At 40.7% G+C, this 14278-nt stretch carries 4 protein-coding genes; all 4 read right to left on the bottom strand.

Features of this window, described 5'->3' with window-relative positions; translation table 11 throughout:
• Positions 1 to 105: 105 nt before the first annotated feature.
• Entirely contained in the window at positions 106 to 1344 is a 1239-nt protein-coding gene (locus ACOSV2_RS16565; protein WP_428976100.1) for a helix-turn-helix domain-containing protein, read from the bottom strand.
• Positions 1345 to 1562: 218 nt separating this feature from the next.
• Complete coding sequence (locus ACOSV2_RS16560; RefSeq protein ID WP_428976099.1) at positions 1563 to 5660, bottom strand: S8 family serine peptidase; 4098 nt, start codon at positions 5658 to 5660, stop codon at positions 1563 to 1565.
• Between the two features lie 416 nt (positions 5661 to 6076).
• The gene (locus ACOSV2_RS16555) at positions 6077 to 9496 is read right to left on the bottom strand and encodes a S8 family serine peptidase (protein WP_428976098.1); all 3420 of its coding nucleotides are present in this window, start codon (positions 9494 to 9496) and stop codon (positions 6077 to 6079) included.
• A gap of 562 nt (positions 9497 to 10058) precedes the next feature.
• Positions 10059 to 14237: a S8 family serine peptidase gene (locus ACOSV2_RS16550; protein ID WP_428976097.1), complete on the bottom strand. Its 4179-nt coding sequence runs from the start codon at positions 14235 to 14237 to the stop codon at positions 10059 to 10061.
• Positions 14238 to 14278: the final 41 nt, after the last annotated feature.

Here is a 14278-nt window from a genome sequence, read left to right as displayed (position 1 = left end):
AGATCATCTTTTTATTACCCATTATTAGTTTGCTACTGATGTTCATAATGCTATTTTTAGTCAAACCGTATCCAGGGTGGACCTCCATTCCCCTAAGTATATCAATCAATTTTGAATCAATCTGTTCGCATAATATAAGGCTTTTCTCGAATTTTCCTGACTTAAATAATGCTGATACATTGTTTTTACATATGTATGTAATTGTTGGTTTTTCCCGTTTTCCTCCAACATGGGAATGATTTTTTCTTCAATAAATTTGTAATACAACTCTTTTTTATCGTCATGTAATAAATGAAGCATCTTGAAGAAAAGGAAACTGCTCTGATCTTGGATCTCCCTTGCGATTTGACTTCCTGCTTCTATCAGTTGTTTGAGGTTTCGTTCTCCTTGAACTCCTTCGATATGAAGGCAACTATAAACGTACCCAATCAAATTATTGAGATAGACAGGCGACTTTTTATTCGTTTCCAATAATGCCAATGTCTTCTTATAATACATTTTCGCCCTTTCATTATCTCCTGCAAACGAATGTTCATATGCTAAGTTGCTTAATAATACCGCCTTTTTAGATGATTCATTTAAAACAGCACATTGTGCAATTAAGCGATTATACCGCTCTACCAGTTCCTCAAAATCCCACAGTTCGTTTCTTCCTTCATTGATTAACTTGATGGTTTCAGCATCTATGACCTTTTTAAAATTATTCGTTTTCCTGAAATAATCAAGTGCCACTTCGCTATAGTGGTAGGCCTTTACTTTAAATTGAAGGTTATGATAGGCTATTGCGATTTGATAGAAGAACTCATGATTTAAATATTCTTTTTCATTAATTTTAAGAAGATACTCCAGGGCATTCTTGAAGTCCCCTTTTAACATTTCTGAGATACCTAGAAGATGATGAAGCAGGTGATGTTCATAGGAGTTTAATTCTTTACGGTGTTTTTTCATTTTATCCAGCAAGTTTTCCGCCTGGGCTATGTTCCCTTGCAGAAGATAATATCTTGTTTGTAATAAAAAATATTTATTCTTAACGGATTGGATGAGAAATAATGAATTCTTTTCTACCTCGCTCTTCAAGCGTTCTACTTCATTTTCCTGCTGTAAAACCATGCTTTCATGCCATTGATCAAGCAAACGCTCATATTTCTGAAGAGACTGCAATTCCTTTTCAAGATCTATACCCAGTTTATTGATTAGCAATTGTGTGATTTCAGAGGAATATTGGGTGTTTCCACGCTCAATTTTACTTATATGTGTAACGGAACAAATCCCTTTTCCAAGTTCTTCTTGTGTTAGTTCTTTTTTCTCTCTGTAAAATTTTATAAGTAGTCCTAAACTCATCATGATCACTCCCGAAAAATTTCTTCTCATTACCTCTTTTTATTATCATACCTTTTCATTCTTTAATGAAATAGTGTTATTTTTTGTCTATTCGGACTTTTCCAAAGTAGGAGTAAAGTGTAATCTCGATGAATTTTCATTCACGAAAAAAGAGCAGCCCTTAACGGACTACCCTTTCTTCTGGTTGATTACGTTCATCAAAATGTTTCGAAATGAAACCGTTAAGGATTAATTCCCAGTTCCTCTTTAATCGTGTCAATCGTATTACCATCTACTTCAGATTGAGGATCTGGAGTATCTAATACAAAATCATTTTCAGACAAGTAATACTTCTCAAGGAGTGTAAAGTCTTTTTCATCTGTCGTACCATCGAAGTTGATATCCGTATTTCGATAGTCCGTTCCCCAATGATCTTGAAGCAGTAGTGCATCGTGAATATCGATGGCATTGTCTTTATTGATATCTCCAGGCTTGGAAACGGCCATATAATAAGTGATGTATTCACCAATATCTACACCATTTTCTGTACGTCCCGCTTCAAGTGGTGTATATGTTGTGTAGTGTCCTGGTACATCCGTAACGACGGTATACTTCTGTACAGATGATGGTAGTTGTTCGATAGAAATAACACCGTTTTTCGGTATGGTGACAGGATAAGTATTTCCATTTGTATCCTCTAAGTGTATAGTGGCACCTATTTGTGTGTAATCCCGGCTATAATCAAACCGACCTGCATCTGTCAGGAGTCCTTCTGCGCCTATAAATCCTGCATTAACCTTTGATACTTTCGGATAGACTGGGTGAGCTCCCATTTTCGTCGGGATCCGTGGTCCGTTATTAATCTTCATCGTACTTACACTACTGAACAATGGAGAATACGTATTGAAAAACTCCTGCTCATTCGTATCAGCTACAATCTTGAATAATGCAACGTCTCCTGATACGCCTTCATCTGGAATTTTTATCTCAATATCATTTCTGACACTTGTTGTACCGGTTTTTGTCACATTCAATTCTGATCCCTCTGGTAACCCATCCGCTAATTGGAATTCAACAGAATCCAAAAGCTTACTTGAGTTATAGGTATACATTGAAAAGTCATGGGCTTCTTCCAAATTGTTAGCGTAGAATGTATAAGTGATCTTGTCACCCATTTGGTAAGACTCTTTATCCGGTTTCGCGAAAACATATTGAAGTCCTTTAGGTGCATAGTAGACCACTTTAGGAATAGCTGTATTTCCAGCATAATCAGCTCCTAAATATTGCATTTCTCTGATGGATGACGTTTTTACATTGATTTCCTTTGAAAACTGTCCATTTTCATCCACTTGTAGTCGATAGCTTGGACCATTCGTCCCATACCATATATTATTACTTGCTTGAGTGAGCGGGATATCGGTCTTTGCCGTTTCCTCTATTTCTGAATCCAATAAAGTTCCTGATAAAGTGACTGTTTCTTGGCCCTCTTCCAGCTCTACAATCGGAAAGTCACCGGTTGGCAATGAATTCGTCTGATCATAAACGACTGTCGGTGCCCCGTTATCTAAGCTAATGGTGGATGTTTTGGCAAACTGCTTTCCATCTTTCGTCGTTCCGATCATCTTCACATCATAAATGCCATCTTCCACTCTCACTTTTGTATAGCTGATCGGCTTTTTATCATGTCCTGTTAATGGATAATAATATCCATAGAACCCCTCTTCAATATAATAATCGACATCGATTGCAGCTCCTGTTGCATTCACACCTGTAATCCATCCCAGGTCTTCTTTCGTATCTGGATCAACCAGTACCCAATCCAATCTTTCCATCGGGGAATTCAATCTGAAATCAAGATCGGTTTCTTTTCTGCTATAAGGATTGTTCACGCGATTAGTCGAAATACTTTTCGTATAAACATCAAAGTAGCCGATTCCTTCCTCCACGACTTTCGCTCCGAATGGGATACGATAGCTGTTCTCTGGATCCTTTTGATTTTGAATCACGATGTATCCTTCATATGTTCCTTTTTGAGCCGTTTTCGGGATGGTGATTACTGCGTTGAATTGTTCCACATTCCCTTTCTTGACTTTCATGGAGGTTGGCACATCGAGCTTCACACCGTTTTTCTCTGCATCCAGGGAATCAGAAGCTTTTGCGCCCACATTAAATTCTACTGAAATATCATATTTGTTATTTTTATCACTATTATTTGTAATCGATAGATTCGTCGTTTTTGTAATATGTTCATCCCCCATTGGGATAAAACCGTAGCTTAGACCACCGGTTTGTTCCGGAATGATGATTTCTTCCTGGTTTTCAATAAATGGTGTTTCATCCAGAACGGAAATCATCGTGTCCGAATGGATGGCTTGCATTGGATCGACTCTTCCCGCTCCAACTTCAAATACGCTATATTGATTCTTCAATGGATTTGCCGTATTCATTAACACAGATTTAATTTCGCTTGGCGTATAATCAGGATGTGCTTGAAGTAATAATGCTGCAATCCCCGCTACTTGAGGTGACGCCATTGATGTGCCTGATAACCGTTGATAGGCATGTGAATAATCCGATGAATCTTCTTTATTCTGCATATAGGATGGAACGGTTGAGAGAATATTGACCCCAGGTGCCGTTACCTCTGGCTTGATATCATACAATGTTCCTGAAGGACCTTTTGAACTGAAGGATGCAAGCTCATCACCGCTGATTTCCGCTTCCCCCATTTCTCCCAAAGTGATGGTTGGTGTTCCATCTTTGAATAGTTCTTTCACTGCTAAACCATCTTGATTCGTTAATGAAAAAGTAGGGATATTGTCATTGCTTTCGCCTAAATAATGAGGGATATGCCCTTCATCTGGATTCATATTATAAATGATGACGGCTTTTGCACCATTTTGTTTCGCGTATTCCATTTTTTCGATGAGTGCATAGGAGCCGCGAGCCACGAAGGCTACTTTTCCAGAGACATCTTTCCCGTTGTAATCAGCAGGTCCACCTTCTCCTACTTCAACCATTTCAAAGCTTTGGCCTTGGAGCTTACTAAACTCATCCGTCCATTTGTTCGTCATTAACTGTAGAACTCCATCCAGATCCTTACTTTCCACAGAGAACACGCCATCATACGTCGTGACAAAAGATGGTGCAGAACTTGCTCCTACCGTCAAAGCAAGGGCAGCGGCACCTGGAGATCCCAACGTATAATTCCCTTGATCCCCAGAGTTCCCCGCGGCAACAACTGCTGTAACACCACTTAATACGGCATGATCAACGGCTATGCTCGTTGCATATAAAGGGTTATTCGTTGCTGCTCCAAGGGAGAGGTTGATGACATCCATTCCATCTGCCACGGCACGGTCGATTCCTGCAAGAATGTTACTCGTTGATCCAGATCCGTATGGTCCTAATACCCGGTATACATTCAATTCCGCATCTGGAGCGACACCAATCACTTTGTAATCTGAATCATTTACAGCTTGACCCACAATCGTTCCTGAAACATGTGTACCATGATCCGTGTAGTAACTGTTCCCTTGATTGTTCTCAGGATATCCAGAAGCTTTCCAGTCATCATACGTCGATTCCATCGGATCATCATCTTTATCTACAAAATCGTATCCGCCTTTATAGGCATCTTTTAAATCAGGGTGGTTATAATCGATTCCTGTATCAATAACACCAACCTTAACTCCTTTGCCAGTGAACCCTTCTTTATGTAGCTGGTCAATATTCATGAAAGGAATACTGTCCACTTTTGTGGTTGATCCTTCTTCTTCATCCGTTTTCGGTGGTGGAGAAAGCTGGACTTCCTCTTCACTGTATACAGCCTTAACGATTTCTGATTCTAATAGGTTTTCAACTTCATTGGCTGGTAGAGTCATCGCTACACCATTAAACGCATCTTTATACGTGTGCTTAATTTCGTAGTTGTCTTTCCCCGATTTCGTCTTTTTCACTAATTTTTCATTTAAGTCTTTATTAAATTTTGCGTGTGACTCTTCTACCTGTTTCTTTGCCTTCTCAAAAGAAACTTCTTTCCCCTTTAAAGATTGTTGAATTTGTTCTGTCTTTGCAGGAAGTTGTTCAAATTCGACAATGACGGTCACTTCTTCTTCACTTTTCAAATCAATGTCTCTTGATAATTGCAAACCCCTCATTGATCGATTGGCTTCTAATTTGTCCAAGGCCTCACGTTGTTCTGTTGACAAACCCGCCAAGATTTTCATCGCATCAGACTGTGTTTCTGCATGTACCGCTGGCCCATGACTTAAAGGTGCAACTCCACCCATAAGAAGCCCCGCACTTAATACAATTTTTGAATATTTGCTAGCTTTCATGACTTCAACCCCTTTTTCTTTCTAATTCAATTATAAGGTCGAAAGATAAATCAGTCATTGGGGGGAATTTTGTCAAATTAGGGAGACCGGATATGATGGTTTTTGTGTATACCTAACGAAGAAAATCAGAAAAATCAACTATTTCCGAAAGATAGCTAAGGGCTCCTCACACAAAATAGTACATAAGGACCATATCTTTTGTTCTACTAAACTTGGGGGATACTTGGTTACAATGTCGTATTTATTGAAAGCCGATACCATCAACACCAAAATATAACAGTGATTTCTGAAACTAATAAAAAATGATAATCGTATCTTCGTGTGAAGTATTTTCACAGGATAAGAGGCAGACAGATTTATTCTAAATAGAGAATGCCAAGAAAATCCCATTCTACAGGATCTTCTTGGCTTGTCATTTAATGTTTCACAGTAATTTTCTTCTTCTCAGACGTCAAGGATAATCCTGTCTCATCCGTTCCTGTTACAGTCACATAATAGTCACCGTCTGGATACTCTGTCCCAGCATACCATTTCAAACCATAAATAGAGTGTTCATTTTCAATATCGGCATACTCGATCATATCGCCTTCTGCATTTGAAATCTCAATATGCCAATCCATTCGTTTATATCCAAAGATTAAGATGGAAGCAGGTTTTGTTTCATTTACATTGGTTCCAGAAATGTTCAAATAATTGATAAAAGGACCTGCATGTAGCAATTCTTCATTTCCGGTATACCCGACGCCAACATTCCGAAGACCATCTATTGCTGAAATCATGACAATCTCAGGTTTCTCTTCGGTAATATACTCATTTGAATCCGCGCTTACTGACTTCTGATAGCCATCATTGACCCAGATGAAATTCCCGATATGTTTCGTTCCTTCTTCTTGTACATCCCACGTGACCTTATACTTCCCATCTGCAAGTTCTGCAATGTTGATATTTTTAACAACGGGAGCACCAGAATCAAGTTTAATCGGAATCTTCGTTTGTTGAGGATCAGCCCCCTCATAATTCAAGGTACTTTCGTATACATACGTATAGTTACCGTCAGGAAGTTGGTTTCCTTCGTCATCTTTACCACTCCAGTACATCCCATCGAACTTATAGGAATAATCTCCATAGCTCATGATATTCTTTCTGAAAGGATAAGGACTGCCGTCTTCCGTGAACTCACCAAAATTCGTGATATGGGCAACCGTTTTTCCATTTTCATCTTCCACCTTTAGAGACATTTCTTTCAAATTTCGAAACGCTGTGAAGGATGGGTACATACCTGTAGGGACTGCATTCTTGGAATAACCGATCTCATCCGGATCAAATGTTCCAGTAGAAGTGTTATATCCCATAGGCAAGTTCAGCATGTCATTCCAAAGAACAGTGTATCCTAAGAAAGGATCTCCATTAACCGGGCTCTCATCAATATTATCAATGGCACCCCAATCACCGTAGTATCCCATGAACGGCATCGTTAAAGTCGCTAAATCTTTTACAGAGCTTCCCTTAGGAACAAAGCGAACAAACCCTTCAACAAAACGTCCTTCACTTAGCTCTTCCGGCAATGTGACAGAGATCTTTACTTCGCCATCACGACGTGGTTTGTATTGAAATTTCTGGTCACCCAGCTGTTTTCCGTTGATTTTTACAACTGCCCCATCGATAGGAACCGAGTGTAAGGTTAGATAGTCTCTTTCCACTCCGTTATATGTCTTCTTCTCTGTTTCATCCATTAGCACATCTACGACGATTTCATACTGGTCATTGGCTTTTTCAAGCTTCCTCGAGAGCGGCTCGACATCCAATGTGAAATCGAATGTTCTGCCTACTTCTTTTAATGCAACAGATGCTGCCTTTTCTAAAGGAGCCCCTACATGTTCTACAAGATAAGGAGATTTAATCGCCTGCTCAATCTTCATCAAGCCTGACCCTTGGCGTCTTGGTGAGTATAAGGAGTTCTCATCATCTGGATTCGTTAACACCTCAGACGTGTTCATTAAAGCATTCTTCGCTTTTAAGACCGTATCTTCATTTTTTGGTAAACCTAACTCCTCGTAATACTTTTCAAGGAGTAAAGCCGCTCCAGCTGCTACATGTGGAGTGGCCATGGACGTTCCACTCATGACTTCATATTCGTTGTTGAGTACTGTTGAGCTGATCTTTCCGCCAGGTGCTGTGATTTCAGGTTTAAAGCTAAGATCTGTTGGTGAACCATAAGAAGAGAAATAAGACATCGGTTCAGTTGTCGGATTTTGCACCCAAACACCTTCCTCTGATAATTCTACTGAGATTTTCTCTCCGCCTTGTAATCGTTCTACCAGTTTATCTCCCTCTGTATGTCCAGTCGTAACAGCTGGAATAGTGTATCTTGAGAAATTTAAACTTGCATAAGATGGGTACTTATCCGGTGGAATGACAATGATGCCGACTGCCCCTTTTCTTGCAGAGTCATATTGAAGGGTCGAATAAACAGAATACGATTTTGGCTTTGCAACTACAATCTTCCCTTCTAAATCCAAGCCATCCAGATGACTGCCAAAACCTTCACCTGCGAAAATCAATTCGTATTCTTTATCGGCTTCGAGTTCATCACTGAACTTTTTAGAACTGTACTGCGTTTGGTACCCAAGCTTACTTCCATCATTCAAACTAAAAGCATTGACATTCATCTGATCATTTTCAGATGAAGCAACCTGCAGTGCGGAGGGCGTGACACCTGGGTCACCTACTAGACCGATATCCGGATTTTTAGCCAGAGGTAATTGAGATCTTTCCAGCAAGTTTTGTTTTGTACTATAAGATGCATTCCCTGCCGCAGCTACGACCAACACACCATGCTCTGTTGCATATTGAATGGCACGTTGTACCGGATCATTCGCATCTACGCTTCCTGCATCAGATCCGAGGCTTAAATTGATGACATCCGCACCGAACTCCACGGCATGATAGATTCCCGCTGTAATATCATCGTCATAGGCACCGCTTCTTTTATCAGAGAATACCTTTTCAGCTAATAGCTGTACATCCGGTGCGACCCCCATCGCCTTTTTCTGGGATTCTTCGTATGCCCCGACAATGCCGGCTACGTGGGTTCCATGGGAATTACTTGCCGGGATGACATTTGTATCATGGTCCGCCCAGTCATAGCCTGTCGGTACTTTGTCTGTATACCAAACATCATTTACTTCCGACTCATCAAGCTTCTCTTGGACGTTGGTTTCATTATACTTCGCTTTTTTCTTTCCTTTATCCGAAAGCGTCATGGCTTCATGTCGATAATCGATTCCCGAATCCACGATCGCTACGACCATCCCGTCACCGCTGTAATTATATTTCGTCCATACATTCATCGCTTCGACTAGTTCGTTGCTCTTTACGTCCATATGTTCGTACGTTTTCGCAACGCGAATATCCTTAACGCCTTCCATTTCTTTAATCTTTTCAGCGTCTTTCATCGTCGTTTCCATACTGAATCCATAGAATCCTGTTGAATACGTATGTATGACTTTAGAAGAAGCATCCCTCTTTTTCATAAACGTATTTTGAATCTTCTCAACCTGCTTTTCAGGTGACGTTTTCAGTTTCTTATTGACGTCCACTTCAACGATTAGGCGAATATTCTCATTAGGGTTGAATGCTTTTAGATCCTGTCCATATAATGGATCATCGGTCGCCTTTTTTTCCATATCCATCAATGGAAGCTGTGCCTTTTGGATTTGTGCAGGTGCCTTTTCTTCCTTCGACTGATAGAATTCAGCACTTGCTGGCGAAACCATACTGCTGCTTAGGAGTACGGACATCAATCCAATAGATAACGTATTTTTCTTAGAAACCACTTTATTTCCCCCTTTTATTAAAATTAGTATTTTCCTTTTTTCATAGCTTGATAGAAGCTTACAATGATCAAAGCTCTATCTAGTACTCTCGCTTCCTCCTTTGTAGATATCCTAATGACAGTGCCTGCCATGGATACTCCCCCCCTAAACGTTCCCCTCCTTTATTTTTCGTATTTGGAGTACCACGTAACCATTTCTATTAAATGATCATGTATCCTGTTGGGGGAGTCCCAGTCTATTGAGAGGCGAATAATGGGTCGTTTCACCCTTAAATAGTCAAGATTGATTTACATTTCCTTTTTACAGCATCAAATAGTAGGAGAATAGAAGGAATATTCAATTAATTTATTGGGGTAATTTTCTACATTTGGAGGAAAAACCTGTAGGAACACTTTAAAAGAATTTGTTTTATGAAAATAGGCTCAATCTACTGATAGCATTTACTTTTAAACGAGAGTAATGGGTCATCTCCTCAAATGATAGATAGCAGAAAAGGGGGGGAGAACGCTGTCCATGGACAGCGTTCTCCCCCCCTTTTGATTTAGTTTCTCATGAGAAGCTTTTATTCAGTTAGCTCTAATCCAATCATATTCAAATAATAGGCCAGATCTTTTTTCCCGTTTGTTTCCTTAGGTGATTTCCCTTTAGGAGCATCCGGTCCCTTCGTCAGGAAGTTCTTCTCAATGAAACGTACGTCCGTCTCGTTCACGATACCGTCCTGATTTACATCGAATGTTTGGACTTCTGGGTTCTCTTGACCGTAATACTCAACGATGTCACTGATATCTTTGATGTCGATCAAGCTATCGTTGTTCACATCTCCAGCAAGACTGATCTTAGTTCCTGCTGAAACGAACCTTCCATAGTCTTCACCTTTCAATTCAAATCCACTTATGAATGGCGTGTAGGTCTTTAAATGTCCTGGAATTTCCACTACGACATTGTATGTCTCACGTGTAGCCGGGACACCATAGATCGTGTATTTCCCATTTGAAGCGATGCTGCCCTCATATTTCTCACCATCCGTTGACAAGGCATATACCTTCGCTCCGATAGTTTGAGCTACACCATTTGGTAAAAAAAGATTGCCACTGCCACTTTTCTTCAAAAATGCTTCTGGTTTGATATTCCCTTCAACCCTTGAATGTTTGGACACGAAATCATATGATGAAGTGCTGTAATATGGAAGAGTTACGGCATCATCCTCACCTGCTTTTGTGTAAGTTGACTTTGTTACATCAAGTTTGTCAGATCCATAAAACCAGTCATCTTGATTCACCTTGAACGTCACGTCCACAACAGGCATGTCACCATTCAAACCTGAGTACCCTTCTCCGCTCAGTGTAGCCCCTACCGTGACGTTAGCGTAATATCCAGAATCGCTCTCAACAGGATCAAGAATTGATGCCTGAAGTCCGTTTTCTTCTGCATAGGCTTTAAATTGCTCATTTAGCTTTGCAGATTCGAATGAATACATTTCCCCTTTATACTGAATCGTGTACTCTCCGGAAATAAGATCTTTCACGTTATTCAAGCTCAGCGTCATAGTCACAGTATCGTTTAACCCGACTTCTTCCTTGTTGTACTTAGAAGTCAGGTACTCAGTGCCTTCTTGGAGGAAGATATATCTTTGGTAATTAACGTTTGCTGCAATATCAGTAGCTGCCAAACTTAATCTTAATGGCTCGTCTGCAATATCAGAAGGCTCTATACCAAACTCTGTGTCTCCTTCTGAATCCGCTGGAGGGAAACAACAATTAAAATACTCACGGAAGCCGGTTGCTATTAAGAATTTGTTCGAAGATTGATCATATTCCATTCCTTTTGATCGTAATACACCCACTGTTTCATCCTGCACATTCCCGTGGATCCAGAATGCTTTCTTTCCAAACTCTTCTGTGTACATATCTTCACTGATTTCATACACACCAGGAGCTTTATCAAATTTCACTTTAGGTTTTGAATTGTCTACAATGACAGGTGTGTCGATATTATACGTTTTTCCTTCTTCATCGTACCCTATGAACTCCATATCATAGTCCCCTTCAGGCAGATCAACGTATTGCTCGGAAATCGGATTTTCTTCATCATTTGTAAATGGATACACGACTCCAGCAAAAACACCACGAATGTAATATCTGAAGTCAGGCTTTGCATCCGCTTGTTGGAGGGAAGCAATGAATCCAATTGCATCACCTGATTTTCCATCTTTCAACACAATGTCTATCCTCGTCAACGGGTTTTTCATTTGAAATGCTGCTGAGATGAATGGATTGTAGTACTGCCACTTCGGTGTATTATTTGCTAGTGCTGGTCTATCTGTTTCAAGATAGTCGAAACCTTTTCCAGTTACTCGAATAGCAAACGGAACCTGGTACGTTTCACTCGCATCACTTGCATTCGTAAGGTGAATATACCCTTCATATCGACCTTCTTCTGCATCTTCCGGAATCGTGATCGCTGGTGAAATTTCTTTCGAACCCTTAGCGGAGACGGCTACACTGGTTGGAACGTCTAACACAATGCCGTTTTCGACTGAATCCTTGATGCCTGTACGTTCTCCATGGTATTCCACTTCTACCTCGAATGACTTTTCTTCTCCACCGTTGTTCTCAATGATCATGTTGCTTTCTGCTTTAATTCCTTTGTCATCTTTGTAGTGACTTCCGAAAGAGATGGAAGCCGTTTCTTCATTAATCTCTACCTCTTCACCATTTTCATTTAGATTTTTTGTTGTATCCATCACTTTGATGGATACATCGGCATGTACCGCATCATAGGCATCAACACGTCCAGCCCCTTGTTCGAATACGGATACGTCACCATTCAAGTCTTCTGCCGTGTTCATTAGTGCTGCTTTTACATCAAATGGAGAATACTCAGGGTGTTCTTGAAGCATCAGGGCTGCTACACCTGCTACATGAGGCGTTGCCATGGATGTCCCCTGAAGGCGGGCATATGCTGCAGAATAGTCTTCCCCTTCTTCCGGACTATTGATATATTCAGGAATGGTTGAGAAGATCGCTACCCCAGGTGCTACAACATCCGGTTTAATATCATAGCTTCCAGCAACAGGTCCTCTTGAGCTGAAGCTAGCCAGGTTATCCCCCTCTGTTTGAACAGTCGCTAATTCCCCAAACGCAATGGACGCGTTATCACCTAACCCTTTCAAACGCTCACCATCCGCTTTTGTCATACGGAAGGTCGGGATGTATTCTGATCCTTCTCCCAGATAAGCCTGAATCTCTCCGTCTAGATTATTGTAGATGATGACAGCTTCTGCCCCTGCTTCTTTCGCATGTTTCATTTTCTCGACAAAGGCAATTTCCCCTCGTTGAATCAAGGCGATTTTACCCGTTACATCTTTCCCTTCGAAATCAGCTTCATAACCAAGTCCGGCAAAAACCACTTGTTTGGACTGGTTTTGAAGAGATGTCAAATCATCTGAAAAATTCTTCCCTAGTAATAAAACGTTCTCAAATGTTTCACCATTTACACTCATGGATTGGAAGGTGGGGATATCCATGTCAAAATCACTTGCCCCAACCGTAATGCCGAGGGCTGCTGCACCTGGAGCCCCAAGTGTTCCTTCTTCCGGTCCACTGTTACCTGCAGCGACTACTGCTACCACACCAGAGAGCATAGCATTGTTAACTGCAACGGAAGTCGGATATAGCGGATCATTCGTAGAAGCACCCAAAGATAGGTTCATGACGTCCATCTCATCAGTTACGGCTTGTTCAATCCCTGAAAGTACACTTGTGGATGTTCCAGAACCGTAAGGACCAAGAACTCGATATCCATATAAATCTACATTAGGGGCTACTCCTTTCACCGCATAGTCGACTGTATTTTTCTGTTCGCCACCAATCGTTCCTGAGACATGTGTACCATGTTCAGTATAGTAGACTGTTCCAGAAGCAGGATTGACCTCAGGTTTACCTGAATTCTGCCAATCTTCATAGGTGGTTTCCATAGGGTCATTATCGTTATCAATGAAATCATATCCACCTTTATAGGCACCCTGCAAATCAGGGTGATGATAATCAATTCCTGTATCGAGGACTCCAACCTTAATTCCCTCACCCGTTATATTTTCAGTATGAAGCTTGTCCACATTAATTTGCGGAATACTGTCCATCATTTTGGATTCGGAAGCTTCCCCTTTCATTTCCGGAAGATCAAGCTGAACGACTTCATCTTTCCATACCCGTTTCACTACCCCGGAATCCAGTAAACTCTTAATCTCATTCCCCGGGATGGACATCGCTACACCATTGATGGCAGAACGATATTCTTTCGTGATTTTTGCCTCTTGTAACCCGGGGCTTGCACTCTTTTTATTTTTCATAGACTGGAAGTTTTGTTTAAATTCACTGTGAGATTTCTCTACCTTTTCAGCCGCTGCTTTCGTAGTCGTACGAACCCCTTTAGCCGCCTGTTTCATCACTTCAACTTTCGCAGGTGCCTGTTTAAATTCAACGATTACATCAACAAGCCCTTCGCTTTCCGTATTGATATTCGGAGCGACTTCAAAATCCGGTTTTGCTTCGATTTGTTTCAAAGCCTTTCTTTGCTCATCCGATAGATTCATCAACGTCTCTTCTACATCTTTTACCTGTGTGAACTTAGATGTATTAGGCGCACTTTCTGCCATAACGTTAAATGGAATTCCTGATGTTCCTAATAGACTTGCAGTCAGTGCAACCGTCAAGATCTTAGCTGAACGTTTCTTATTCATACTCTTCCCCCTCTAATATTCATCCGTGACGCAGATTTGTT

The sequence above is a fragment of the Rossellomorea sp. DUT-2 genome, assembly GCF_052665285.1.
Note: the sequence above shows the minus strand (reverse complement) of the source record. Positions and strands in the feature narration are given on the sequence as shown.

Excerpts from the sequence above, each read along its gene's own strand:
- ACOSV2_RS16565 (WP_428976100.1), bottom strand. The coding sequence starts at position 1,344 with ATGATGAGTTTAGGACTACTTATAAAATTTTACAGAGAGAAAAAAGAA.
- ACOSV2_RS16550 (WP_428976097.1), bottom strand. The coding sequence starts at position 14,237 with ATGAATAAGAAACGTTCAGCTAAGATCTTGACGGTTGCACTGACTGCA.
- ACOSV2_RS16560 (WP_428976099.1), bottom strand. The coding sequence starts at position 5,660 with ATGAAAGCTAGCAAATATTCAAAAATTGTATTAAGTGCGGGGCTTCTT.